We start from the raw sequence: 25,108 nt of genomic DNA, 5'->3' as shown, positions 1-25,108 counted from the left end.
GCCGATCGAGCGCGCTCACCGCCCACGGCTCCGGCAATGGCAACGCCAGGCACACCGGACGCGGCAGCTCGCGGCAACGTGGCGGCAAAGCTGACGATGACACTCAGACATGGGCGACATCCCCCTGGCCTTCGAAGGGGATAGTGTCGCTCACAACCCCGAATACTGTCTATATATACAGTATTCATGGTCTGACTTTGCCTCGCGGTGGCGGCGTGTCAGCGCCAGCAGCCGCGCCGACAGAGCGCGCATGAGCGAACGAATACTGGGCGAACGTGCCTTGGGCTAACGTGTCTTGGGCGAACGAATAGACAGAACGGGCACGCCCCGGCAAGCGCCGGGGAGAAAGAAGAGAGAAGGCAGAGAGAGCGGAATTCGAGAGCGCGGCGCCGAGAGCGCAGAACCGAGAAGGCGTGCGCGTCAGGCCGAGGACGAGGGGGTATTGGGTACCCGTAGCGTGCCCAGGCTGCGCTTGATCGCCTTGAGCTGGTCGCTGATCTGCGGACCGCGGTTCTTGGCCACGCCCACCGCCAGCACGTCGATGGTCAACAGATGCGCGATACGCGAGGTCATGGGGATATAGACCTCGGTGTCCTCCTGCACGTCCACCGGTAGCACCAGGCTCACCTCGTGGGCCAGCGGCGAGTCACTGGGACACAGCCCGATCACCGTGGCGCCGGCCTTGACCGCGGTCTTGGCGCTGGCCAGCAGCGCCCGGGTGCGTCCGGTCTGGGAGATCGCCACCACCACGTCGCCGACCTTCAGCGTCGCCGCCGACATCGCCTGCATGTGCGGGTCAGCGTAGGCCGAGGTCTGGATCTGCAGGCGGAAGAACTTGTGCTGGGCGTCGGCGGCGACCACGCCGGAGGCGCCATAGCCGTAGAACTCGACCCGATTGGCCACCGCCAGCGCGGCGATCGCGCGGCCCAGCGCCTCGTTGTCGAGGTTGTCGCGTACCTGCTCGAGGGTCTCGATGGTGGTATCGAAGATGCCGTGGGAGAACTCGGAGACGCTCTCGGCATCGGTCAGCGAGAACTGCGCGTACTGGCTGCCCTTGGCCATCATCTGGGCCAGCTTGAGCTTGAACTCCTGGAAGCCGGCCATGCCCATGGCGCGGCAGAAACGCACCACCGTCGGCTCGCTCACCTGGGCTTCGCTGGCGAGATCGGTGATCCGCATCAGGATCACTTCTTCGGGGTGGCGCAGCACGAAACGGGCGACTTTCTGCTCGGAGCGCCGCAGGCGGTCCATGTGCACACGCAGTTCGTCGAACAGCGAACGGCTCATGCCCGTCCCTCGTATCGCAGCATTATCGGTCTCGCTTTAGCGTGGGGTGGCTAGGGTCTATACGAAAACTGCCTGCGCTCGGCAATACGGCGTTAAAAATCGGCTCAAAATGCTCATTTACACCCGTAAACTCCGCTTTTTCGTCGATTTTTGCCTTGTCTTGCCTTCGCTCGCCGATTTTTCGTATAGACCCTAAGTATGCCCCACTCGCCAGGCGGGAGCACGAGCCCACCGGGCGCCGAAAGAGGGAAAAAAGTCGGACGTCATGATCTTGTAAAGTTGGGTATAGTATGCATGTCGGGCACCCAACCCGATGACCTGAGGATGCCAGGAGATTCGATCAATGAAGGACATTGAAAATCTTCACGCCTTGAAGAGCGAAATTTTCGACATTTTCATGCATCTCGAAGTCGACGAGCACGAGCAGCGCAAGCGTCGCGCCGCGGTACGCTACCTCAAGGCGCGTCGCGGTATCGAACAGCGCGCCGAGAGGCGCCGTCTGCAGCAGCGTATCGCCGAACTGCCCGACTAGGACGGTTCGTTCGACACATCAGGCGCCCCGCTGATGGGGCGCCTGCCCCTCTGGGCAGCGCCACGCGGGCGCTGCCCTATACTTCCTTTCGCGCCAATGCCGGCGCAAAGATGACGGCGCTCAAACGACACCGGGGCCCGGGAGATGCTCCCGGGCCCCGGCCGTATGCGTCTTTCAGCTTTTGAAAACAAGCGCTTTCGAACACAAGCGCTTGTGAGAATCAAAGGCTGTTGAAGAACACCACGATGACGCCGATGGGGGCGACGTAGCGCGACACGTAGTGCCACAGCACGCGCCCTTTCGGCCCCAGGCCCAGCTCCTGCTTGACGTCGTCGCTGTCCAGGAACCAGGCGGTGAAGACGATCACCGCGAGCCCGGTCAGCGGCAGCATCAGCTTGCTGGTGAGCGCATCGAGCAGATCGAAGACGTTGAAGCCGAACGGCTGGAAGCCGGACCAGAGGTTGAACGCCAGCAGCGCGGCGATCCCCAGGCTCCAGGTCGCCAGGGCGGCGACGAACGCCGAACCGAGTCGCGACAGCGGCGTGCGCTCTTCGAGGAACTCGGTGACCGGCTCCAGCAGAGAGATCGCCGAGGTCAGCGCGGCCACCGTGAGCAGGGCAAAGAAGATGGTGCCGAACGCCAGCCCCCAAGGCATGTCGATGAACGCCAGCGGCAGGGTGACGAAGAGCAGGCCCGGGCCGGCGCTGGGGTCGAGATTGTTGGCGAAGACCACCGGGAAGATCGCCATGCCGGCGCCGAGGGCGATCACCGTATCCAGGATCACCACGGTACGCGCGGTCTTGATCAGATCGACCTCCTGCCCCAGGTAGGAGCCGTAGGCCATCATGATGCCCATGCCCAGCGACAGGGTGAAGAAGGCATGCCCCAGCGCGGCGAGGATGACCCCACCGTTGAGCTTGCTCCAGTCGGGGGAGAACATGAAGGTGGCCGCCTCGCCGAAGCCGGAAGTGGTCATGCCGAAGCCGATCAGCACGATCAGCGCCACGATCAGCAGCGGCATCAGCCACTTGGCGGCGGCTCCAGGCCGCCCTTGACCCCGCCGGCGACGATGCCGAAGGTCAGCAGCATGAACAGCGTGTGCCACAGCAGCAGCGTACCCGGCTGGCCCAGCAGGGTGGTGAAGTAGTCACCCACGCTGACCCCGCTGGAGCGGCCGAGATCACCGCTCAGCGTGCTCCAGGTGTAGTTGAGCGACCAGCCGCCGACCACGCTGTAGAAGGAGAGAATCAGGAACGACCCGAGCACGCCGGCGATCCCCACCAGCACCCAGTCCGGCGATTTCTTCTCCTTGCGGCTGAGCGTCTGCATGGTGTTGATCGGGTTGGACTGGCCGCGGCGACCAAGCAGCCACTCGGAGACCAGGATCGGCAGCCCGATCAGCGCGATACACACCAGGTAGACGAGCACGAACACGGCGCCGCCGCTGTCGCCCACCATGTAGGGGAATTTCCAGATATTGCCGAGCCCGACCGCCGAGCCGGTCGCCGCCAGGACGAAGGCCGTGCGAGAGGACCACTGCGCATGGGTGTGGGATTTGGCCATGAGTTCACCATCGACTGGATGTGTTGTTGGAAGTCCACCGGGCCGGCCGGGGCTTCTTATTTTCCGCGCGGATTATAGCGACTCGCGCATTGTTGATCCCGCCCTGCGCGGGAAAAGCGATAAAAAACGGGGCAAAAGCCCGGAATCTCCTCTCTAAGCGCGCTTTTCACAACCGCTGGACGACGAGGGCTTATCCGGCGGCAGAGCGTCGCGAGGGCGCTGTGAACCCCTCTCTGGGCGCTACCTTTGCCATCCCTGGCAAAGGACCCTCGCTTTGCCCTGCCCCCGGCGCCCATCGTCAAAGGGTTTGTAAACACCCTCTAAAGCACCGTCTCAGCGAGGATGGAAGCGCTCCGGCAGATGCGCCCGATGGGCGAAGTGCCGGGCGTTCTTGTAGGGCATCTTCATGTAGCCGGAGATCCCCAGACCGTCGATCTCCGGCACCGCCGCCAGCAGCGTCTCCAGGCACTGGCGAAACGCCGTCTCGCGGGCCGGATCGAGCAGGCGGTAATGGCTGTGAATCTTGAGATGGGTCGGCAGCGCCTCGAAGATGATCATCCCGGTGTGGTGAATGGCGTTGAGGCGTGACAACGCCTCGATCATCACCGGTGGCAGGCGCAGGAACTCTTCCGGGTCGGGTCCATCCTCGAAATAGGAGTGTTCGCGGCTGGTGTCCTCCAGCTCCGGCGTGGGGCTGACCTCGTAGGGGATCGCCCAGCCGGGCTCGGGCACGAACGGCTGGGCGGGGTCATCGCGGTCGATGTGCAGGGTGCGCCGGGCATTGAACAGGCAAGCCTTGAACACCCCTTCGGGGCGGTGAATCGCCCGCGCCAGGGTGACCATATTGTTGACCGCGGCGACGAAGGCGCTGCGCAGCCCGCTCTCGTGCAGGCTCAGCGAGGTGTCGACCTCCACCCCGGCATCACTCCAGCGTAGCGCCAGCCCACCCACCACCGGATAGCGGCCGAGCCGCCCCACCGCGACCAGGAACGCCTTCTCGAGATCGCCCATGCCCTGCATGAAGTGCTTGTAGTAACGGTCGAGCTGCACGTCGTTGAGCGCCCGCAGGGCATCTTCGTCGCGCCCTTCCTGGCGCGCGTCCTCGCGCAGGAAGGCCTTGCGCGAGCTGTAGACCACGGTCTCGATCTCCTGCTCCAGCGAGCGCACCCACACCGGCACCAACGGTGTCTCCGCGGGTGAGGCGACCTCGGGCAGCCGGGTGCGGGCGATCCGCGGCATATGGGCGAGGAAATAGTCCCCGGCGCGGCGCGCCAGCCTGGGGTCGTCGGCGAGCATGGCGTCCAGCAGGCGCGCGAACTCCACCGGCAGGCCCAGCGCCGTGGCCGGAATGGTGGCACGGCCGAAGCGGCTCGACTGCGCCGAGGCCAGGGCGTAGAGGGTCGCCGCGGCGCCCTGCTCGTCGAAGCGCGGCGACGACAGCGCGCCGTTGAGCTGGGCCTCGCCGATATAGTAGACGTCGCCCATGCGCGCGTTGGTGTGCTGCAGGTCGTCGGACATCAGCGCCATCACGTGGCGCGACAGGAACTGGCCCGCGGCATCGAGCTGGGCGAAGACCGAGGAGCCCCAGTCGATCAGCGCGATGTGCCCGCTCTCTGAATCGAACATCAGGTTAGAGGGCTTGATGTCACCGTGCACCACGATGCGCCCCTGCTCGGCATCGCGCCGCAGCGCGCGCAGGATGTCGGCGAGCTGGGCGGCGATGGCGATGATCAGCCGCGCCGGCAGGCGCCCGTGGCGCAGCGAGTACTCCTCTAGGTTGACCCCGGGGGCGCGCTGCATCACCAGCATCGCCTGATGGCGCAGGGTGCGATAGGCGATCAGCCGCGGCACCCGTGGATGCTCGACCTGCTCGAGCATGAACGCCTCCTCCTCGAGGCGTTCGTGGAACGCCTGGGGCAGGTTCTGGCGAGTGAACTTGAATACGTGGCTGGCGCCGCTGGCATCGATACCGGCGAAGACGAAGCCGTAGGCGCCCTTGCCGATCAGCGCGACGTCGCGATAGCCGATCTGGGTCAGCTGGCGGCAGCAGCGGGCGATCCAGGCGCGCAGCTGGCGCGCCTGACTCTGGCTGAGCAGGTAGACCGACTGCTCCTCGGGGATATAGAACTGCTGCAGTCCTGCCGGCTCGGAGGTCATGGGATCGACTCAGCGCAGCTCGGCGAGCATGCTCTCCGGCGCTTCGAGGTAGCCCTTCCAGCGGTTGCAGAAGCGCGCCATGGTGCCGCCATCGAGCACGCGGTGGTCGCCGGACCAGGTCACGGTCATGATCGAGCGCGCCACCACCCGCCCCTCGGCATCGAAGCGCGGCAGCTGCTGCACCCGGCCGAGAGCGACGATCGCCACTTCCGGCGCGTTGATGATCGGCATGGCGTAGGTGCCGCCGAGTACGCCGATATTGGAAATGCTGATGGTGCCGCCCTTGAGATCCGCCGGTGCGACCCGCCCCTCCCGCGCGGCCCGCGTCAGGCGCTCGACCTCGGCCGCCACCTGGCGCAGGCTCAGCGTCTCCACATGCTTGACGTTGGGCACCAGCAGGCCGCTCTGGCTATCCACTGCCATGCCGATATGGCAGCCATCCTGATAGTGGATCGCCTCGGCGTCGGCATCGAAGCGGCAGTTGAGCAGCGGAAACTCGCTCACCGCCAGTGCCAGCGCCTTCATCAGCAGCGGCATCAGCGTGAGCCGCTCGTCGCGCTCGGCGAAGCGCGCCTTGAGCCGTTCGCGCAGGGCCAGCAGCTCGGTGACATCGAACTCGTCGCCGTAGGCGAAGTGCGGAATGCTCGCCGCGGCCTCGCTCATGCGCCGCGCCATCACCGCGCGAATTCCCTTGAGCGGCTCGACCCGCACGCCCGCTGGCACCTCTGCGCCCCGAGCGGTAGCGGTAGTGGCGGTCTCGGTGGCCGCCGGCCGCCGGCTGCGCTGTCTCGGCGGCGCTGTCGCGGTGCTGTTGGAACGCCAGCACATCCTCCTTGAGCACGCGGCCATCCTTGCCGCTGCCGGGAATCTCATCGAGCGCCAGCCCCAGCTCGCGCACCCGCCGGCGCACCGCCGGGCTGGCGGGCGTGCGCCGTCGCCCAGTAGGCGATGCCGCGGGCGCCGAGGTTCCACGTGAAACACTCGCCAACGTGGTCGACTGCGAGGTCGGCTGCACGGCGTCGGATGCCGCACGGGAAGCCGTGTCGGCTGTCGTGCCGGTGGCGGAGGGCGATCCTTCCGCCGCGGGGTGATAGGTGAACAGCGGCGTATGCACCCGGGCGCTCTCGCCGACCTCGCAGTGGTGCCGTGCCAGGCGCCCCGCCTCCGGCGCGGTGATCTCCATCACCGCCTTGTCGGTGCTGACTTCGACCACCGGCTGATCCTCGGCGATCTCCTCGCCTTCCGCGACCCGCCACGCCACCACCTCGCACTCGACGATGCCCTCGCCGAGATCGGGCAGCAGGAACGGCTTGGCCGCGGCGGTCGCCAGCTCATTCTGCGGCGTCGGTTCGTCCTGTGGCGTCGGTTCGTCCGGCGGCGCAGGCGGCTGCGGTATTTCCGTCTCGGGGGTGGCAGCTTCGGGCGCGGGCGCGCTGGGTGCCGGGCCGGCGGCGGCGCTATCGGTATCCGTCGTCATGTCCGTCGAGACGACATAGGCGAACAGCGGCGCATGCACGCGGGCGGTCTCCCCCTCGCCGCAGTAGAGCCGGGTCACCTGCCCGGCGTCGGGCGCGGTGATCTCCATTACCGCCTTGTCGGTGCTCACTTCGACCACCGGCTGATCCTCGGCGATGCTGTCGCCCTCGGCGACCAGCCACTTGACCACTTCGCACTCGACGATGCCTTCACCGAGATCGGGTAGCAGGAAATCGCTCATCGTCGCCCCCTCAAAAGTCCATCGTCTGCTGGATCGCCTCGAACACCTTCAGGGGCCCGGGCATGTACTCCTTCTCCAGCGTCAGCGGAAACGGCGTATCGAGCCCGGTGACCCGCGCGATCGGCGACTCCAGATAGAGGAAGCAGCGGCTCTGGATGGTAGCCGCGATCTCGGCGGCGAAGCCGCCGGTCAGCGGCGCCTCGTGGCTCACCACCAGCCGCCCGGTCTTCAGCACCGAGCTGGCCACGGTCTCCACGTCCCACGGCACGATGGTGCGCAGGTCAATGATTTCACAGGAGATACCGGCTTCCTCCGCCATCTCCGCCGCCTGCTCGACCACCTCCAGCTGGGCGCCCCAGGCGAGCAGGGTGATATCCTCGCCGGCCTTGATCACCTCGGCCTGGCGCAGCGGTAGCTGGTAATCCTCGTCCGGTACCTCGCCCACGGCGGCGCGATAGAGGCGCTTGGGCTCAAAAAAGATGACCGGGTCCGGCGAGCGGATCGAGGCCAGCAGCAGACCCTTGGCCTGATGCGGATTGCGCGGCACGACCACGGTCAGCCCCGGGGTGTGGGCGAAATAGGCCTCCGGCGACTGCGAGTGGTAGTGGCCGCCGGCGATGCCGCCGCCGTAGGGGGCGCGGATGGTGAGCCCACCGACATCGAACAGGCTGCCGGAGCGGTAGCGGAACTTGGCACTCTCGTTGACGATCTGGTCGAACGCCGGAAAGATGTAGTCGGCGAACTGGATCTCGGCCACCGGCACCGAGCCCTGGGCCGCCAGCCCATTGGCGAAGCCGACGATGCCCTGCTCCACCAGCGGGGTGTTGAAGCAGCGCTCGCGACCGTACTTCTCCTGCAGATGGCTGGTGGCGCGGAACACGCCGCCGAACACGCCCACGTCCTCACCGAAGCAGAGCACTCGCGGGTCCGCCGCCATGGCGGTATCCAGCGCATTGTTGATCGCCTGGAGTAGATTCATGCGGCTCATGGGCGCGCCTCCCCGTCATGGGCCGAAGGGTCATCCTGTAGCGCATCATCGGCCTGGTCGGCATCGAGCCAGGGCGCGCTGCGCGGGTAGGCCTCCGGGTGGCGTCGCACATGCGCCACCAGCTCGTCGAACTGCTCACGCAGCGCCGGCGGCACCTCGGCATAGACGTCGGTGACCAGCGTCTCCAGCGCCGGCGGGCGGCGTTTCTCGGCGCGCTTCATGGTGTCGAGCACCTCGCGGCGCAGCGACTCCACCAGCTCTTGCTCTTCCGCTTCCTCCCACCAGCCGAGATCAAGCAGCCAGCGCTGCAGGCGGCGCAGCGGATCCTTCTTGCGCCACGCCTCCTCCTCTTTCTTGCTGCGGTAGCCGGAGGGGTCGTCGGAGGAGGAGTGCGCCGCCAGGCGATAGGTCATCGCCTCGATCAGCACCGGCTCGTTCTCTTCCACCGCCAGCCGCCGGGCCTCGCGGGTCGCCTCGTAGACCGCCAGGGCATCGTTGCCGTCGACCCGGATCGACTGCATGCGGTAGCCGAAGGCGCGCGCGGCGACGCCGTCACCGGCGAACTGCTCGGTGACCGGGGTGGAGATGGCGTAGCCGTTGTTACGGCACAGAAAGATCACCGGCACCTTGTGCACCGAGGCCATGTTGAGCGCGGCGTGGAAGTCCCCCTCCGAGGCCGCCCCCTCGCCGAAGATCGCCAGCGTGCAGTGGCCCTGGCCGGCCAGCTTCTGACCGTAGGCGTAGCCGGTGGCCTGGGGAATCTGGGTCGCCAGCGGCGACGAGATGGTGAGGTAGTAGAGCTCACGCGAGCCGTAGTGGATCGGCATCTGGCGGCCGTGGGCAGGGTCGCCCTGATTGCCGAACAGCTGATCCATGAACGCCTCGGTGGTGAAGCCGCGGTAGGCCAGCGCCCCCTGCTCGCGGTACTGGGCCATGATCATGTCGGCATCGTCGAGCGCCGCGGTGGCGCCGACCACTGCGGCCTCCTCGCCGGTGCACTGCATGTAGAAGCTGAGCCGCCCCTGGCGCTGCGCCGCCATCATGCGTTCGTCGAGCACCCGGGTGTAGAGCATGGCGCGGTAGAGACGCCGCGCCGTGTCGCGTTCCAGGCTCGACTGGCCCGCGCCGGCGTAGAGGGTGCCATCGGGCTTGAGCAGGGTGAATACGGGGATCTGGATATCGTCGCCATTGGCGAAGGCGGGCTTGTGGACCGGCTTCGCCGTGGATCGGGTCGTCTTCATCTGACGCTTCCTGAAATCGAGATGGCCGAGAGAGCGATGCGCTTTGTGAGCGGCTTTTGACATATGACCTTGACGTTAATGTCAACTTGTCGCCATCCGACCTTGGTCTTTCAGCACTAGGTCCTATTGTCCTGCGCGACGCAGCGTCGCTAGAACAGAGAGCCATGCTGCGCCCGACCTACCCGGTCAGGCGCGTGCGTCCTCTCGCGATGAGGGGTTTCCCGACGAGAGGCTTTTCCAGAAGAGAGGCTTTTCCCAGACGAGGAGTGTCGACCGCTCATGGACTTCGAACTCGACGCCGACCAGCAGGCCTACCGGGATGCGGCACGCCAGTTCGCTCAGCGCGAACTGGCGCCCAACGCCGCCGAATGGGACGCCAACAGCGTTTTTCCGGTGGATATCCTGCGCCAGGCCGGAGACCTTGGCTTCTGCGGTCTCTACACCCCGGAAGCCGCCGGCGGGCTGGGCCTGAGCCGCCTCGATGCGACCCTGATCATCGAGGAGCTGGCCCAGGGCTGCACCTCCACCACCGCCTTTCTGACCATCCACAACATGGTCAACTGGATTCTCGCCAGCTACGCCAACGAGGCCGTTCGCGAGGCCTGGCTGCCGTCGATGCTCGCCGGTGAGAAGCTCGGCTCCTACTGTCTCACCGAGCCCAACGCCGGCTCCGATGCCGCCTCGTTGCGCACCCGGGCGCGCCGCGACGGCGATGCCTACGTGATCGACGGCAACAAGATGTTCATCTCCGGTGCCGGCGACACCCAGCTGCTGGTGGTGATGGCCCGCACCGGGGCACCGGACAGCGGCGCCGGCGGGCATCTCCGCCTTCGCAGTGCCGGCGGACACGCCGGGCATCGATTACGGCAAGAAGGAGGCGAAGATGGGCTGGAACAGCCAGCCCACCCGCGCGATCAGCTTCGACGGCGTGCGCGTGCCGGCGGACCACCGCCTCGGCGACGAGGGCGAAGGCTTCCGTATCGCCATGCGTGCCCTCGACGGCGGGCGCATCAATATCGCCACCTGCTCGGTGGGCACCGCCCAGGCTGCGCTCACCACCGCCCACCGCTACCTGAACGAGCGCGAGCAGTTCGGGCGGCCGCTGGCCAGTTTCCAGGCACTGCAGTTCAAGCTCGCCGACATGGCCACCCAGCTCGTCGCGGCGCGCCAGATGGTGCGCCTGGCGGCGAGCAAGCTCGACCGTGGCGACCCCGACGCCACGCTCTACTGCGCCATGGCCAAGCGCTTCGCCACCGACCAGGGCTTCGCCATCTGCAACGATGCCCTGCAGCTCCACGGCGGCTACGGCTACCTGCGCGACTACCCGCTGGAGCGTCATGTTCGCGACTGTCGGGTACACCAGATTCTCGAGGGCACCAACGAGATCATGCGTCTGGTGATCGCCCGCCGCCTGCTCGACAAGGACGACCTGGAGACCCTGATATGACCGATCACAACGCCGCTCCCCAACCGGACGCGACGTCGCAAGAGACAGCGTCGACCGACGGCCTGCGCCTGGAGCGCCGCGGCGCCATCGCCGTGCTGACCATCGACAACCCGCCCGCCAACACCTGGCACGAAGGCTCGCTGGCGGCACTCGCCGACCATCTCGACGCGCTGGCGGCCGAGCCCCGGCCGCCGGCGCTGGTCATCACCGGTGCCGGCGACAAGTTCTTCTCCGCCGGGGCCGACCTCAAGCGCTTCACCGAAGGCAAGGCCACCGCGCTGGAGATGGCGACCCGTTTCGGGCGCGCCTTCGAGACCCTGAGCGCCTACCCCGGGGTCACCATCGCCGCGATCAACGGCTACGCCATGGGCGGTGGGCTGGAGTGCGCACTGGCCTGCGATATCCGTATCGCCGAACGCCAGGCCAAGCTGGCGCTGCCCGAGGCCAAGGTGGGGCTACTGCCCTGCGCCGGCGGCACCCAGCACCTGCCGTGGCTGGTCGGCGAAGGCTGGGCCAAGCGCATCATCCTGTGCGGAGAGCGCATCGACGCCGAGCGCGCGCTGGGTATCGGCCTGGTCGAGGAGCTGGTCGACGCCGGCCAGGCACTGCCCACCGCGCTGGCCCTGGCCGAGCAGAGCGGCGGCCAGAGCCCGGACGCGTTGGCGCGCTGCAAGCGCTTGATCATGAACGCCCGCGACCACGGCCTGCCCCACGGCTACCGCATGGAGCGTGAACTGTTCATGGAGCTGTTCGACACCGCCGCCCCAGGGGAAGGCATCGGCGCCTTCCTCGACAAGCGCCCGCCGCGCTGGCGCGAGGACACGACCGACGACACCCGCGACGGAGATCAGGCATGAGCGCGCCCGTGCAGTTCGACACCCTGGCCACCGCCGACGGCCACCGCCTCGGGCGCATCACCCTCGATGCCCCCAAGAGTCTCAATGCGCTGTCGCTGGAGATGATCGATGCCATCCAGGCGCAGATCGGCGCCTGGGCCGAGGACGCCGAGATAGTCGCACTGTGGCTGGAGGGTGCCGGCGACAAGGCGTTCTGCGCCGGCGGCGACGTGGTCGCCCTCTATCGCGCCATCGCCGAAGGCCACACCGGCCGTGACCCCGAGGCCGCGGATGGTGCCGTGGCGCGCTACTTCACCCACGAGTATCGCCTCGACCACGCCCTCCACACCTATCCCAAGCCGATCGTCGCCTGGGGCGACGGTATCGTCATGGGCGGCGGCATGGGGCTGCTGGCCGGTGCCTCGCATCGGGTGGTGACACCGCGCTCACAGCTTGCCATGCCGGAGATCACCATCGGCCTCTACCCGGACGTGGGCGCGAGCTGGTTCCTGAACCGCATGCCGGGGGCCAGTGGCACCTTCCTCGGCCTGACCGGTGCCCGCCTCAACGCCACCGACGCCCTGTTCGTCGGTCTCGCCGACCGCCTGATCGCCGCCGAACGCCGCGACGCGGTGATCGACGATCTGCTCAATGCCGACTGGTCCCAGCCGCGCCCGGCCCTCGAACGGGTGCTGCGCACCCACGCCGAGGCGAGCCGCGATCTCGCCCCGCCCGCCGAGGTCGCCCCGCGGCAGGAGGCGATCGCCGCGCTGACCGACGCCGACTGCGACGAAGATCTGATCGCCGCGATCATCGCCGCCAGCGACAGCGACGACGCCTGGATCGCCCGCGCCGCGCGCAGCCTGGCCGCCGGCTCACCGCTCTCGGCGCGGCTGATCCTGCGCCAGCTGGCGCGCTGCCGGCGCGTCTCGCTGGCCGAAGCGCTGCGCAGCGAGCTCGACCTGTCGCTGGCCTGCGCTACCCACGGCGATATCGCCGAGGGGGTGCGTGCGCTGCTGATCGACAAGGACCACGCGCCGGCCTGGCGCCACACCCACGGCGCGGTGCCGGCAGCCGACCTCGAGGCCTGCCTCGCCCCGGCGTGGCCGCGGCAGTCGCACCCGCTGCGCGAGCTCCACGACCACGTGGCCGACTAGGCCCCGCTCGCACGCGCATACGGCCGCACGCCCGGGCCACCACCAGGAGAGCCACAAGCCATGTCCGCCACCGCCGAGTTCTTTGCCGCCCGCGATTTCCTGCTCGCCCAGCGCGAGAACTACAGCCGCGCCTACCAGGATTTTCGCTGGCCGCGCCTGACCCACTTCAACTGGGCGCTGGATGTCTTCGATGCCCAGGCTGCGGGCAACACCCGCACTGCGCTGTGGCTGGTGGACGAAGACGGCGGCGAGCTCAAGCGCTCGTTCGACGACATGCGCCGGCGTTCCAACCAGCTCGCCAATCATCTGCGCGCCCAGGGGTGAAGCGTGGCGACGCCCTGCTGCTGATGCGTGGATAACGTGGTCGAGCTGTGGGAGACCCTGCTCGCGGCGATCAAGCTCGGCGCGGTGGTTGGCCGGCGACCACGCTGCTAGCCGCGCAGGACCTGCCCGACCGCCTGCAGCGCGCAATAATCCGCCATCTTGGTGGGTCAGGCCCATACGGCCAAGTTCGACGGGCTCGACCCAGCCTGACGCGGAATCGCCGTGGGCGATGCGGTACCCGGATGGCAGACCTACGACGACCCTTCGGCGCCGACGAACGCTTCACCCCGGACGCCCCGACCCGGGCCGACGAGCCGCTGCGCTCTCTACTTCACCTCCGGCACCACCTCGCGGCCCAAGCTGGTGGTACACACCCATCAGAGCTATCCGCTGGGGTCGCTCTCGACCTCTACTGGATCGGCCTGCGCCCGGACGATGTCCACTACACATCAGCTCACCGGGCTGGGCCAAGCACGCCTGGTCCAATGTCTTCGCGCCCTGGAACGCCGGCTGCACCATCTTCGTCTACCGCGCCGCGCGCTTCTCTGCCGCGGCGACCCTGGACGTCATCGCACGCTACGGCGTCACCACCCTGTGTGCCCCGCCGACGGTGTGGCGGCATCTGATCCAGGAGGATCTGGCAAGCTACCGGACCCGGCTGCGTGCCCTGGTCGGCGCCGGCGAACCGCTCAATCCGGAAGTGATCGAGCGGGTGCGCCGGGCCTGGAATCTGGAGATTCGCGACGGCTACGGCCAGACCGAGACCACCGCCCAAATCGGCAACCCGCCGGGGCAGCCGATGCGCGCCGGTTCGATGGGGCGGCCACTGCCGGGATATCGCATCGCGCTGCTCGATGCCGACGGCCAGGAGCGTGACGAGGGCGAGATCGCCATCCGCCTCGACGAGCGCCCGGTGGGCCTGATGCAGGAGTATCGCGACGACGCCGCGCGCATGCGCCAGGTGCTCGATGAGGCTACTACCGCCCGGCGATGTCGCCCGCCGCGACGCCGACGGCTACTACTGGTACATCGGCCGCGCCGACGACGTGTTCAAGAGCTCCGACTACCGCATCAGCCCGTTCGAGCTGGAGTCGCTGCTGATCGAGCATGAAGCAGTCGCCGAGGCCGCCGTGGTACCAGCCCCCGACGAGCTGCGCCTCAACGTGCCCAAGGCGTACCTGACCCTGCGCCAGGGCTTCGAACCCGACCGCGATACCGCGCTCTCGATCCTGCGCTTCGCCGCCGCCCGGCTGGCGCCCTACCAGCGCATTCGCCGGCTCGAGTTCTTCGAACTGCCCAAGACCATCTCCGGCAAGATCCGCCGGGTCGAGCTGCGCGCCCATGCCGCGACCGCCGCCGCCGACCCGAATAGCGCCCAGGACGAGTACCGCGAGAGCGACTTTCCCGAACTGCGCCAGCCGCCCGGCACCCCCTGATCCTGCCCCGCGGCGCGTTCACCGCCACGCTAGGGTTTGAAAAAAGTCACTAAGGAGCTTTACGCATGCAACTGGCCGACCACACCTTCATCGTCACCGGCGGCGGCTCCGGCCTGGGAGCCGCCACCGCCCAGCGGCTGGTGGCGGCCGGCGCCCGCGTGACCCTGGCCGACCACGACGAGACAGCGGCGCGGACCCACGCCGAGTCCCTGGGGGCGAACGCCCTGGCGGTGACCACCGATGTCACCCAGGCGGCGGATGCCGAGCGGGTGATCGCCGCCACCCGCGAACACTTCGGCGCTCTCCACGGGCTGATCAACTGCGCCGGGGTGGCGCCGGCGGAGAAGATCCACGGCAAGCGCGGCGTGCACGATCTCGAACGCTTCCGCCGGGTGGTCGACATCAACCTGATCGGCACCTTCAACATGCTGCGTCTGGCGGTGGCGGCGATGCAGGAGAACCCGGCAACGGAGGACGACGGCGAGCGCGGGGTGGTGATCAACACCGCCTCGGTGGCGGCCTACGAGGGCCAGATCGGCCAGGCCGCCTATGCCGCCTCCAAGGCCGGCGTGGTCGGGCTGACCCTCCCCGCCGCCCGCGAACTGGCCAGCTCGGGCATCCGGGTGATGGCGATCGCCCCCGGCATCTTCGACACCGCCATGATGCAGGGCATGCCCGAGGAGGTGCGCGAGAGCCTCAACGCCAAGGTGCCGTTCCCGCCGCGCATGGGCCACGCCGAGGAGTACGCCGCGCTGGCGTGCCAGATCCTCGAGAACCGCTATCTCAATGGCGAGGTGATACGTCTGGATGGCGCCATCCGCATGAGTGCGCGATGAAAAACAACTGAGTATCGATCCCTCACCAGTATGGGAGAGCCGACTATGAACACCCCGGACCCGATCGTCATCGTCGGCGCCAAGCGCACGCCGATGGGCGCTTTTCAAGGCGCCCTGGGCGGGCTTGCCTGCCCGCAGCTGGGCGCAGCGGCGATTCGCGGCGCCCTCGAACAGGCCAGCCTGGCGCCCGACAGTCTCGACGAGCTGATCATGGGCTGCGTGCTCCCCGCCGGGCAGGGCCAGGCGCCGGCGCGCCAGGCAGCACTCGGCGCGGGCCTGGCCGAGTCGACGCCCTGCACCACCGTCAACAAGATGTGCGGCTCCGGCATGAAGGCGGTGATGCAGGCGTTCGATACCCTCTCGCTGGGTCACGCCGCCCACGCCATCGCCGGCGGCATGGAGAGCATGAGCAACGCCCCCTATCTGCTGCCCAAGGCGCGCGCCGGGCTGCGCATGGGGCATGCCCAGGTGCTCGATCACATGTTCCTCGACGGGCTCGAGGACGCCTACGAGCCGGGGCGGCTGATGGGCACCTATGCCGAGGATTGCGCCCAGGCCTTCGGCTTCAGCCGCGAGGCCCAGGACGCCTACGCCATCGCCTCGCTGACCCGCGCCCGCCAGGCGATCGAGAGTGGCGTCTTTCGGGATGAGATCGTCGCCCTCGACGCCCCCTCCGGCCGCGACACCCGCCGGGTCGACCAGGACGAACAGCCGCACAAGGCCAATCTCGAGCGCATCCCCCAGCTCAAGCCCGCCTTTCGCGAGGGCGGCAGTGTCACCGCCGCCAACTCGAGTTCGATCTCCGACGGCGCCGCGGCGCTGGTGCTGATGCGCCAGCGCGAGGCCGAACGCCTAGGGCTGACCCCGCTGGCGCGCCTGCACGGCCACGCCAGCCACGCCATGCGCCCGGGCGACTTCCCGGTGGCGCCGATCCACGCCGTGCGCAAGCTGTACGAGCGGCTCGGCTGGTCGCGGGAGAGCGTCGATCTCTACGAGATCAACGAAGCCTTCGCGGTGGTGGCAATGGCGGCCATGCGCGAACTCGATCTCGACCACGAACGGGTCAACGTGCACGGCGGCGCCTGCGCCCTGGGCCACCCGATCGGCGCCTCCGGCGCGCGCATTCTGGTCACGCTGCTCAACGCGCTCGCCCATCACGACCTGACCCGGGGCGTCGCGGCGATCTGTATCGGCGGCGGTGAGGCCACGGCGGTAGGCATCGAACGGCTCGTGTAGCCGCAGACGCGAGTGCCGGCATCCCTGCCGCACGATATCCACTCCAGGAGAGGTATGACGATGACCGGGCCGACCCGCGCCACACCCAGTCACCAACCCAGCTACGTCAGCGGCATCAGCGAGCAGCCACTGCTGGGCCTGACCATCGGCGACTGCCTCGATGCCGCCGCCGCTGCCTGCCCGGAGCGCGAGGCGCTGGTGAGCTGCCACCAGAACCTGCGCTACACCTACGCCGAACTGCGCGCGGAGGCCGACCGCATCGCCCGTGCCCTGCTGGCGATGGGCGTGGAGCGTGGCGACCGGGTCGGTATCTGGTCACTCAACTGTGCGGAGTGGGCGCTCACCCAGCTGGCAAGCGCCAAGATCGGCGCGATCCTGGTCAATCTCAACCCGGCCTACCGCGCACGCGAGCTGGAGCACGCGCTGCTGCAGTCGGGGCTCTCGGTACTGGTACTGCAGGGCGCCCACCGCGCCGGTGGCGAGATCCGCTCCCACTACGTCGATATCCTCTGTCAGCTCGCCCCGGAACTGCGCGATACCCCTGCCACCCACAACGAGCAGCGTCGGCTCGACTGCGCCAGCCTGCCCCAGCTCAGGCAGGTGGTATGTCTCGACCCCGAGCTCGCCACCCCGGGCATGTGGCACTGGGAGGAGCTGCACGCCCTTGCCGAGCCAGTACCCACCGAACGGCTGGCGGCACTGCAGGCCGAACTGCAGTTCGACGACCCGATCAATATCCAGTACACCTCCGGCACCACCGGCGCGCCCAAAGGGGTGACGCTGACCCACCACAACATTCTCAACAACGGCTACTTCGTCGGCGCCGGCATGAACCTGCAGCCCGCGGAACGTGTGGTGATCCCGGTGCCGCTCTACCACTGCTTCGGCATGGTGATGGGCAACCTGGCGTGTCTCACCCACCGCGCCACCGCGATCTACCCCAACGCCGCCTTCGAACCGGCAGCCACCCTGCGTGCGGTGGAAGCGGAACGCGCCGACGCTCTCTACGGTGTGCCCACCATGTTCATCGCCGAGCTCGAACACCCCGAGTTCGCCAACTTCGATCTCTCCAGCCTGCGCACCGGCATCATGGCCGGCTCCAACTGCCCGGTGGAGGTGATGAAGCGGGTGATCGAGCGCATGCACATGGAAGAGGTCACCATCGCCTACGGCATGACCGAAACCAGCCCGGTGAGCCTGCAGACGCGCACCGACGCGCCACTGGAGAAGCGCGTGGCCACCGTCGGTACCATTCACCCCCACCTGGAGGTGAAGATCATCGACCCGGCCAGCGGCCAGGTGCTCCCGCGCGGCACCAGCGGAGAACTCTGCACCCGTGGTTACAGCGTGATGCAGGGCTACTGGGACAACGACGCCGCCACCCGCCAGGCGATCGACACCCACGGCTGGATGCACAGCGGCGATCTGGCGATGATGGACGATGCGGGCTATGTGGCGATCACCGGGCGCATCAAGGACATGATCATCCGCGGCGGCGAGAACCTCTATCCGCGCGAGATCGAGGAGTTTCTCTACACCCACCCGGCGATCTCCGATGCTCAGGTGTTCGGCGTGCCGGACGACCACTACGGCGAGGCGGTGGCGGTCTGGATACGCCTGGTGGAGGGCGCCGAGCTCGACGCCGAAGGCGTGCGCGCCTACTGCCGCGAGCGTATCGCCCACCACAAGATCCCGCGCTACGTGAAGTTCGTCGACGACTTCCCGATGACCGTCAGCGGCAAGGTGCAGAAATTCCGTATGCGCCAGGCGATGAGCGACGAACTGGCGCCCTGAAAACCGATGCCGAGGCGGCCCCTATCAGGCCGCCTTGACCACCGCCATGGTCAACCGCGATATGCACACCAGCCGGCCACGCTCGTCCTCGATACGGATCTCCCACAGCTGAGTGGTACTGCCCAGATGCAGCGGCCGGGCACACCCCTCGACCCAGCCTTCACGCACCGCGCGCACGTGGTTGGCGTTGATCTCCATCCCCACCGCCATCTTGCTCTCGTCGGCCAGACACAGGTTCGCCGCAATGCTGCCCAGCGTCTCCGCCAGCACCACCGAGGCACCGCCGTGGAGCAGACCGTAGGGCTGATGGGTACGCGCATCCACCGGCATGCGACCGCGCAGGCAGTCGTCACCCAGCTCGGTGAACTCGATCCCGATATGCGCGACCAGCGTCTGCTGGCACTGGGTGGCGAGGGCTTCCAGGGAAGCGGAACGTTTCCAGATCGACATCGATGGTCTCCTTGATCGACAGATAGGGGCAGCGGGGAGTCTCCCCCTTTCAGCTAGTTGGCGCGATACCACGTTGACGTTAACGTTAATCCATCTCTATGGTCATGTCGTCCCGTGCGGCATCGCGCCATGCGCGTCTCCCGCAGCGCTGACAACGCTCACAATCACAACCTCGCGGCCCCGGCAGTTGCCGGGGCCGCGAGGTCAAGGGGTGCCGACGCGGATGGCCGCGATCTCTTCATCAGCGGGAGCGATGCTCCAGCTCGTGGAGCGCGGCGGACGCCAGAAAGGCCGAACGGCTCTTGATGCCGTGGAGGCTGACATAGTCGTCGATTCGCTTGACCAGCGTTCCGGGCAGGGTGACGTTGACCTTTTCGGTCTTGCCCAGGTAGGGCGTGACGTCGATCTCGATCAGCCCCCAGCCCCAGCCCTCGAAGTCGGGGTTTTGGCGGTGCTGCTCGATGCTGCCCGGCTTGGGGATCGGCTGGCCGGCGCTGACCAGCTCCTCGAGCTGGATATGGGCGACCTCCACCGCCATTTCGTAGGCGTGAGCGACGCTGTCTCCGGCGGTGATGGCACCGGGAATGTCGGGGAAGACGATACCGGTTGCGTGGGTGTCGTCGCCCCACTCGATGGCGATCGGATATTGCATGTTCGTTCCTCCTGGGCGGTGAGTCGCAGCTAGCCGGGCTACTTGAGCCCGGCTTGTTTCCTGATGGCGTTGACCGTGCCGATCTTCATGTCCTTCTTGGGGTGAGGAACCGGCACGGCTCCTGGCTTCGTTGGGTGTTTGAAGACGTGGTGGCTACCTCTGACGCGGTCCAGTACCCAGCCATCGGCTTCCAACTCCTTGATCAGGTCTCTGCTTTTCACCTCCCGCCCCTGTTGCCGTGTGCGTGGGACAACATTATAACCCTGGGCGTATCTTTTCAAATTTTTATGCGCCTGGGGTTATTTTCTAGCCCGTATCGATCTCGAGCGAGAGCGTGGTGGTGTAGCCGGTGTCGCTCATGTCGTGCACGACCTCGGTGGTCAGCCAGGGCGTGGCATCGATCTACGCCCGCACCTCACAGCCGATCCCACATCGACGAGCGGCCGCGCGCGTTACCCCCGCCGCGTCCCGGCGCTTTGTCGACGTGGAAGAGGCGTAATGATTCGGCCGGATACAGGGGCACTACGGGTCTTTCTCGCTCCATAAACTCCAGCTGTACCGACCTGACTCAGGCCGGTGATGTTTCCGTCAAATGCCAGGGCAGCAAAGAGCGGAGACAGTCTTGCGCACCGGGTCGGCAGGGTTTCGAAAACAAACTACAGATACTCGTAGAGTGAAAGACCATTGGCCTTGACTATCTCGATCAGGCTGTAGATCACTGCGTTGGTCTGAGCACCGCTCGAGGTATGTCCGAAGCGTCTCCCCCTTTCGGCTAGTTGGCGCGATGCCACGTTGACGTTAACGTTAATCTGTCTCTATGGTCGTATCGCCCCGTGCGGGCATCGCGCCATGCGCGTCTCCCGCAGCGCTGACAACGCTCACAATCACAACAACGCGGCTCCGGCGTGCCTGCGCCACGAGCCCCGACACAAGGGCCTGGCACCATGAGTACCCTGGCTATCGTCGTCTCGCTGATCCTGCTGATCGTGCTCGCCTATCGCGGCATCACCGTGCTGCTGCTGGCGCCGCTGATGGCATCGCTGGCGGTACTGCTCTCCGGCGATGGCGGGCTGCTGCTGCCGATCTACACCGATACCTTCATGAAGGCGCTCGGCGGCTATCTGATCAAGTTCTTCCCGCTGTTCATCCTGGGCGCGCTGTTCGGCCAGCTGATGGCCGACTCCGGCGCCGCGCACGCTATCGCGCGCTGGATCATCAAGCGCCTCGGCACCCGCCATGTGGTGCTGACCGTGGTGCTGGCCTGCGCCATTCTCACCTATGGCGGCGTGTCGCTGTTCGTAGTGGCGTTCGCGGTCTTCCCCATCGGTGCGGCGATGTTCCGCGAGACCGGCACGCCCAAGCGGCTGATCCCCGGTGCCATCGCCCTGGGCTCGTTCACCTTCACCATGACCGCGCTCCCCGGCACGCCGGCGATTCAGAACGCGATCCCGATCCCGTTCTTCCACACCACCAGCTTCGCAGCACCCGGGCTCGGCATCATCGCCGGGGCGATGATGTTGGGGCTGGGTACCTGGTGGCTGCAGTCACGGGTGAGCCGGGCGACGCGCCGGGACGAGGGCTACGGCCAGCACCCCGACGAGCCGATCGAGACCCTCGACGCCGCGGCCGGCGTACCCGAGATCAGTACCCTGGCCGCCTTCACCCCGCTGGTGATGGTGATTCTGCTCAATGGCCTGCTGACCTACTGGATTCTGCCGAGTCTCGACTTTTCCGGGCTGCCGGAAGCGCGCTTCGGCACGCTAGACCCCGGCGCCATGCTCGGGCTGTGGGCGATCATCATCGCGCTGCTGGTGTCGTGCGCCTGGCTGATCGTCAGCCGCTGGCGCCACTGGGCGGATCTCAAGGGCACCATCAACAAGGGCTGCTTCGGCTCGATGCTGCCGGTCTTCAACACCGCCTCCGAGGTCGGCTACGGCGCGGTGATCGCCAGCCTCGCCGGCTTCGTGGTCATCCGCGATGCGGTGCTGAGCCTGGCGCCGGGCAATCCGCTAATCTCCGAGGCGGTGTCGATGAACGTGCTGGCGGCGGTCACCGGCTCCTCCTCCGGCGGCATGAGCATCGCACTCAGCGTGCTCGGCGACGACTATCTGCGCATGGCCAATGCGGTCGGTCTCAACCCGAGCTGATGCACCGGGTCGCCACCATCGCCGCCGGCGGCATGGACACCCTGCCCCACTCCGGCGCGGTGATCACGCTGCTGGCGATCTGCGGCCTTACCCACCGCCAGTCCTATCCCAACATCGCCATGGTCACCATCGTGGTGCCGATGTTCACGCTGGTCGCGGTGATCACCCTGGGCACCCTGTTCGGGAGTTTCTGAGCGAGGAACGATGTCCCCCCAGCGCCCCGCTGACAGCGGGGCCGAGTACAGCCGCCGCCACGCCATCTTCATGTGGGAGGTGGTCAACGTGTCCTCATGAGTGCTGAAAACACTAGATGCTCTCCCTCCTGACCGATCATAAACATCTCACTAAGCGGTTTATGGCCGGAGGAGAGAGATGGGATCATAACGAGAGCTAGCAGCCACGGAACCCGCTGATGCATGCAGACAGAAGTGCCGAGCCCACATTCTTTATGTCATACGAGTTGGCACCTCAACGGCGCGACGACAGTTTATTTCTCAAGCCAAGCTTTTTCACGATCTGCCGCTGACACTCATTCATGGCCATCTTTATCGGAGAGAAGGCGACAACCATCACAAACGCGTCCTTCTCGCCAAGCCAATGGTTCATCCAGCCATCGATTTCGCTCCAGTCACTCGATGGCCGTCGACTCCAGAGCCCTTCATTCAAAAACCCATAAGCATTGCGAACAACCATGGTGTCGGGCTCGTAAAGATCCTTTTGCCCTAAGTATTTAGCAACCTGGTTGCCAATCGCTTGAATATGGGAGGGTATCTCGCCCGATCCGGGGCGAGGATAGACGTCCTTTTTTCTCGTTGCGCCCGCTGACCACGCGCTATAGACAAGGGGGTTACCGACTCGCATCGTTACATAGAGAGGGCGGAGTGGAGAGTCAAACAAGGCCGATAAAAGAAGCATACGCCAGATTCGGCTCGACAACCCACTGCCTTGATAGCTTGGCTCCACCCCTGCGGAGCTTGCATATAACACTCGCCGCCCCCCGACGGAGAACTCCTGGCTAGCGCCCCAGGCCACGATCTCACCCTCCTGATCGACCACAAGCGCGAGACCGGAGAACTGCCATAGTGTGTCGTAACTGAAAAAGTATCGCCAGTAATCTAAAGAGGTCGAATCGAATGCCTTCACAGCGACAGTAGGCAAATACTGATAGATGAAGCTGCATGTTTGAGGAGATATCAAACCTTCGACTGGCCGCCACAAAAATGCGACAGGCCCCTGTCTTAGGGGCTCCCATCGACTTCCCTCGAACAGATGATGCGGAATAGAGCCAGCTTTCAGCGCGACCTCACGTTTTCGCCTGACACGTTTGCGCCCCCTCATAATGCCCCCCGAGAACTTGGCATCCTATATGACTACAGCATGAAAAGCACCACGATTATCGCCAGCCACCATAAAAGGCAACGACGAAAAGATTATCGCGAAGCAAACTCCTGCCAGCCGACCTACAGGCAACCATATATCTTAAACCAGGGTCTCGCAAGGGATTATAATCGCGTCTGCAATAGATACCCAACGGGACTACCGAACGCTGTGATCCGCAAAATAAACCGTGTACACCGTTTATCAAGAGACACATCGCGCCCACACTCACGGGGGTCTCAGCCCCCAAGTGTCATATCATCAAGGGGTACACATGATCGCTATCGCTTCATCTGGCTACCCGATGTAATGTCCCCGCAACACTCGCCTGCCAGGTATATAGTATGGTCGCCTAATCAGTGAGTCGTTGATGACCGACTACCGCCGATCTATACCAACTCCTTAGAACGCCTTTCACAATCGCTAGACGAAGTGGGCTTATCCGGCGTCAGGGCGTCGCGGGGGCGCTGTGAACCCATCCCTGGACGCTACCTTCTCCATCCATAGCAAAGTCCCACGCTTTGCCCGCCCCTGCGCCCATCCTCAGAGGGTTTGGAAATGAGCGCTTAAGGAAAGCCCTCGGGAAAATGCTCTCCGATACTCGAACGAGCTGCGAGTTACGCATGCGAGCCTAGACCATGGTCGAGGGCCTCTGGCCCTACCCGCTAATTGACGTTAACGTCAACGTATAAAGTCGAGAACACCTGCGAGCCCCAGGCGCCCGCGTTCTCGCCCATCGACAGCGGAGGATCATCCGATGCACGCCCCCTACACCGAGCTCGATTTCGGCCTCGACGACGAGCTGAACATGCTGCGCGAGCAGGTCAACGCCTTCGCCCGGGACGAGATCGCCCCGCGCGCGGCCCAGATCGACCACGACAACGCCTTCCCCGCGGACCTGTGGCAGAAGTTCGGCGATATGGGCCTGCTCGGCATCACCGTCAGCGAAGAAGACGGCGGCAGCGGCATGGGCTATCTGGCCCACTGTATCGCCATGGAGGAGATCTCCCGGGCCAGCGCCTCGGTGGGGCTCTCCTACGGCGCCCACGCCAATCTCTGCGTCAACCAGATCAAGCTCAACGCCACGGCCGAGCAGAAGGCCAAGTACCTGCCTGGGCTGATCAGCGGCGAGCATGTCGGGGCGCTGGCGATGTCCGAGCCCGGCGCCGGGTCGGATGTGGTCTCGATGAGCCTGCGCGCCGACAGACACGGCGATCACTACGTGCTCAACGGCAACAAGATGTGGATCACCAACGGCCCCGACGCCGACGTGCTGGTGGTCTACGCCAAGACCGACCCCGAGGCCGGCGCCAAGGGCATCACCGCCTTTCTTATCGAGAAGGGGTTCGCCGGTTTCTCCACCGCGCAGAAGCTCGACAAGCTGGGCATGCGCGGCTCCAACACCTGCGAGCTGGTGTTCGAGGATTGCCAGGTACCGGCGGAGAACGTGCTGGGCGAGGAGAACCGTGGCGTACGCGTACTGATGAGCGGGCTCGACTACGAGCGCACGGTGCTCGCCGCCGGCCCGATCGGGATCATGCAGGCGTGTCTGGACGTGGTGGTGCCCTACGTCCATGAGCGCAAGCAGTTCGGTCAGGCGATCGGCGAGTTCCAGCTGATCCAGGGCAAGCTCGCCGACATGTACACCACGCTCAACGCCTGCCGCGCCTATCTCTACGCCGTGGCCGGCGCCTGCGACCGCGGCCGGACCAGCCGCAAGGATGCCGCCGGGGTAATCCTCTACTGTGCCGAGAAGGCGACCCAGATGGCGCTGGATGCCATCCAGCTGCTCGGCGGCAACGGCTATATCAACGAGTACCCCACCGGGCGGCTGCTGCGCGATGCCAAGCTCTACGAGATCGGTGCCGGCACTAGCGAGATTCGGCGCATGTTGATTGGCCGGGAACTGTTCTCGGAGTCCGCGTAGGAGG

General features: G+C 66.3%; 19 protein-coding genes and 5 pseudogenes. 13 read left to right on the top strand and 11 right to left on the bottom strand.

The genetic code is table 11. The features are described from left to right. Positions 1–420: 420 nt before the first annotated feature. Positions 421–1,287, bottom strand: coding sequence for a transcriptional regulator HexR (hexR, locus tag CN538_RS07495; RefSeq protein WP_106419032.1), 867 nt, complete (start codon positions 1,285–1,287; stop codon positions 421–423). Positions 1,288–1,630: 343 nt separating this feature from the next. Between hexR and CN538_RS07485 the strand changes: the two genes are divergently transcribed. Then, positions 1,631–1,819 carry a PA3496 family putative envelope integrity protein gene (locus CN538_RS07485; protein WP_106419030.1) on the top strand — a complete coding sequence of 63 codons (189 nt, stop codon included), beginning with the start codon at positions 1,631–1,633 and terminating at the stop codon, positions 1,817–1,819. 220 nt (positions 1,820–2,039) lie between these two features. On the opposite strand, the pseudogene CN538_RS07480 reads toward CN538_RS07485, so the two are convergent. The 6 genes and pseudogenes from CN538_RS07480 to CN538_RS07460 form a co-directional block, all read right to left on the bottom strand. Further along, a pseudogene (locus CN538_RS07480) lies at positions 2,040–3,382 on the bottom strand (sodium-dependent transporter). Between the two features lie 333 nt (positions 3,383–3,715). Beyond that, positions 3,716–5,539 carry a protein kinase domain-containing protein gene (locus CN538_RS07475; RefSeq protein WP_106419029.1) on the bottom strand — a complete coding sequence of 608 codons (1,824 nt, stop codon included), beginning with the start codon at positions 5,537–5,539 and terminating at the stop codon, positions 3,716–3,718. A gap of 9 nt (positions 5,540–5,548) precedes the next feature. Next, positions 5,549–6,202 carry a 2-oxo acid dehydrogenase subunit E2 gene (locus CN538_RS22325; protein WP_242495644.1) on the bottom strand — a complete coding sequence of 218 codons (654 nt, stop codon included), beginning with the start codon at positions 6,200–6,202 and terminating at the stop codon, positions 5,549–5,551. Positions 6,203–6,407: 205 nt separating this feature from the next. After that, positions 6,408–7,256, bottom strand: a pseudogene (locus CN538_RS22320) (biotin/lipoyl-containing protein); the annotation flags it as partial. Between the two features lie 10 nt (positions 7,257–7,266). Then, a complete protein-coding gene (locus CN538_RS07465; RefSeq protein ID WP_106419028.1) occupies positions 7,267–8,244 on the bottom strand; it encodes an alpha-ketoacid dehydrogenase subunit beta in 978 nt (325 codons plus the stop codon). After that, positions 8,241–9,485: a thiamine pyrophosphate-dependent dehydrogenase E1 component subunit alpha gene (locus CN538_RS07460; protein WP_106419027.1), complete on the bottom strand. Its 1,245-nt coding sequence runs from the start codon at positions 9,483–9,485 to the stop codon at positions 8,241–8,243. The genes CN538_RS07465 and CN538_RS07460 overlap by 4 nt, the downstream gene beginning before the upstream one ends. Positions 9,486–9,764: 279 nt before the next feature. On the opposite strand from CN538_RS07460, the pseudogene CN538_RS07455 reads away from it, so the two are divergent. The 10 genes and pseudogenes from CN538_RS07455 to CN538_RS07425 all read left to right on the top strand — a co-directional run bounded on the left by CN538_RS07455 (position 9,765) and on the right by CN538_RS07425 (position 18,551). Then, positions 9,765–10,932, top strand: a pseudogene (locus CN538_RS07455) (acyl-CoA dehydrogenase family protein). Further along, positions 10,929–11,789: an enoyl-CoA hydratase gene (locus tag CN538_RS07450; protein ID WP_106419026.1), complete on the top strand. Its 861-nt coding sequence runs from the start codon at positions 10,929–10,931 to the stop codon at positions 11,787–11,789. The pseudogene CN538_RS07455 and the gene CN538_RS07450 overlap by 4 nt, the downstream one beginning before the upstream one ends. Beyond that, positions 11,786–12,925, top strand: a complete 1,140-nt coding sequence (locus tag CN538_RS07445; RefSeq protein ID WP_106419025.1) for an enoyl-CoA hydratase/isomerase family protein — start codon at positions 11,786–11,788, stop codon at positions 12,923–12,925. The genes CN538_RS07450 and CN538_RS07445 overlap by 4 nt, the downstream gene beginning before the upstream one ends. Positions 12,926–12,985: 60 nt before the next feature. Further along, positions 12,986–13,249, top strand: a complete 264-nt coding sequence (locus CN538_RS24185; protein WP_277985114.1) for a hypothetical protein — start codon at positions 12,986–12,988, stop codon at positions 13,247–13,249. Positions 13,250–13,471: 222 nt separating this feature from the next. Further along, a pseudogene (locus CN538_RS26065) lies at positions 13,472–13,591 on the top strand (hypothetical protein); the annotation flags it as partial. 34 nt (positions 13,592–13,625) lie between these two features. After that, positions 13,626–14,360 (top strand): AMP-binding protein, encoded by a 735-nt coding sequence (locus CN538_RS24180; RefSeq protein WP_422917572.1) that lies wholly within the window; start codon positions 13,626–13,628, stop codon positions 14,358–14,360. Beyond that, positions 14,296–14,685, top strand: a complete 390-nt coding sequence (locus CN538_RS24175; RefSeq protein ID WP_277985112.1) for an AMP-binding enzyme — start codon at positions 14,296–14,298, stop codon at positions 14,683–14,685. Before CN538_RS24180 ends, CN538_RS24175 begins: the two co-directional genes overlap by 65 nt. A 65-nt stretch (positions 14,686–14,750) precedes the next feature. Beyond that, positions 14,751–15,521 carry an SDR family NAD(P)-dependent oxidoreductase gene (locus tag CN538_RS07435; RefSeq protein WP_106419024.1) on the top strand — a complete coding sequence of 257 codons (771 nt, stop codon included), beginning with the start codon at positions 14,751–14,753 and terminating at the stop codon, positions 15,519–15,521. Positions 15,522–15,566: 45 nt separating this feature from the next. Next, positions 15,567–16,757 carry an acetyl-CoA C-acyltransferase gene (locus CN538_RS07430; protein WP_106419023.1) on the top strand — a complete coding sequence of 397 codons (1,191 nt, stop codon included), beginning with the start codon at positions 15,567–15,569 and terminating at the stop codon, positions 16,755–16,757. Between the two features lie 54 nt (positions 16,758–16,811). Beyond that, a complete protein-coding gene (locus tag CN538_RS07425; RefSeq protein ID WP_277985111.1) occupies positions 16,812–18,551 on the top strand; it encodes an AMP-binding protein in 1,740 nt (579 codons plus the stop codon). 24 nt (positions 18,552–18,575) lie between these two features. Here CN538_RS07425 and CN538_RS07420 read toward each other — a convergent pair whose 3' ends face one another. The 3 genes from CN538_RS07420 to CN538_RS07410 form a co-directional block, all read right to left on the bottom strand. Next, positions 18,576–19,001: a hotdog fold thioesterase gene (locus CN538_RS07420; RefSeq protein ID WP_106419022.1), complete on the bottom strand. Its 426-nt coding sequence runs from the start codon at positions 18,999–19,001 to the stop codon at positions 18,576–18,578. 241 nt (positions 19,002–19,242) lie between these two features. Then, positions 19,243–19,653, bottom strand: a complete 411-nt coding sequence (locus tag CN538_RS07415) for a type II toxin-antitoxin system HicB family antitoxin (protein ID WP_106419021.1) — start codon at positions 19,651–19,653, stop codon at positions 19,243–19,245. Between the two features lie 38 nt (positions 19,654–19,691). Next, positions 19,692–19,874: a type II toxin-antitoxin system HicA family toxin gene (locus tag CN538_RS07410; protein ID WP_106419020.1), complete on the bottom strand. Its 183-nt coding sequence runs from the start codon at positions 19,872–19,874 to the stop codon at positions 19,692–19,694. Between the two features lie 723 nt (positions 19,875–20,597). On the opposite strand from CN538_RS07410, the pseudogene CN538_RS07405 reads away from it, so the two are divergent. Next, positions 20,598–21,994: pseudogene (locus CN538_RS07405) on the top strand (GntP family permease). 274 nt (positions 21,995–22,268) lie between these two features. Here the strand turns inward: CN538_RS07405 and CN538_RS19815 are convergent. Beyond that, on the bottom strand, positions 22,269–22,943 hold the full coding sequence (locus CN538_RS19815) for a hypothetical protein (protein WP_129591320.1): 675 nt from the start codon (positions 22,941–22,943) through the stop codon (positions 22,269–22,271). 991 nt (positions 22,944–23,934) lie between these two features. Here CN538_RS19815 and CN538_RS07400 point away from each other — a divergent pair. Next, positions 23,935–25,104: an isovaleryl-CoA dehydrogenase gene (locus CN538_RS07400; RefSeq protein WP_106419019.1), complete on the top strand. Its 1,170-nt coding sequence runs from the start codon at positions 23,935–23,937 to the stop codon at positions 25,102–25,104. Positions 25,105–25,108 lie beyond the last annotated feature (4 nt).

This window comes from Salinicola tamaricis (assembly GCF_003006155.1).
GTDB lineage: Bacteria > Pseudomonadota > Gammaproteobacteria > Pseudomonadales > Halomonadaceae > Salinicola > Salinicola tamaricis.
This window is presented reverse-complemented; position numbering and strand designations above follow the sequence as displayed.

Coding starts and splice junctions, on each gene's coding strand:
- hexR (WP_106419032.1), bottom strand. CDS start 1,287: ATGAGCCGTTCGCTGTTCGACGAACTGCGTGTGCACATGGACCGCCTG.
- CN538_RS07485 (WP_106419030.1), top strand. CDS start 1,631: ATGAAGGACATTGAAAATCTTCACGCCTTGAAGAGCGAAATTTTCGAC.
- CN538_RS07475 (WP_106419029.1), bottom strand. CDS start 5,539: ATGACCTCCGAGCCGGCAGGACTGCAGCAGTTCTATATCCCCGAGGAG.
- CN538_RS22325 (WP_242495644.1), bottom strand. CDS start 6,202: ATGAGCGAGGCCGCGGCGAGCATTCCGCACTTCGCCTACGGCGACGAG.
- CN538_RS07465 (WP_106419028.1), bottom strand. CDS start 8,244: ATGAGCCGCATGAATCTACTCCAGGCGATCAACAATGCGCTGGATACC.
- CN538_RS07460 (WP_106419027.1), bottom strand. CDS start 9,485: ATGAAGACGACCCGATCCACGGCGAAGCCGGTCCACAAGCCCGCCTTC.
- CN538_RS07450 (WP_106419026.1), top strand. CDS start 10,929: ATGACCGATCACAACGCCGCTCCCCAACCGGACGCGACGTCGCAAGAG.
- CN538_RS07445 (WP_106419025.1), top strand. CDS start 11,786: ATGAGCGCGCCCGTGCAGTTCGACACCCTGGCCACCGCCGACGGCCAC.
- CN538_RS24185 (WP_277985114.1), top strand. CDS start 12,986: ATGTCCGCCACCGCCGAGTTCTTTGCCGCCCGCGATTTCCTGCTCGCC.
- CN538_RS07435 (WP_106419024.1), top strand. CDS start 14,751: ATGCAACTGGCCGACCACACCTTCATCGTCACCGGCGGCGGCTCCGGC.
- CN538_RS07430 (WP_106419023.1), top strand. CDS start 15,567: ATGAACACCCCGGACCCGATCGTCATCGTCGGCGCCAAGCGCACGCCG.
- CN538_RS07425 (WP_277985111.1), top strand. CDS start 16,812: ATGACGATGACCGGGCCGACCCGCGCCACACCCAGTCACCAACCCAGC.
- CN538_RS07420 (WP_106419022.1), bottom strand. CDS start 19,001: ATGTCGATCTGGAAACGTTCCGCTTCCCTGGAAGCCCTCGCCACCCAG.
- CN538_RS07415 (WP_106419021.1), bottom strand. CDS start 19,653: ATGCAATATCCGATCGCCATCGAGTGGGGCGACGACACCCACGCAACC.
- CN538_RS07400 (WP_106419019.1), top strand. CDS start 23,935: ATGCACGCCCCCTACACCGAGCTCGATTTCGGCCTCGACGACGAGCTG.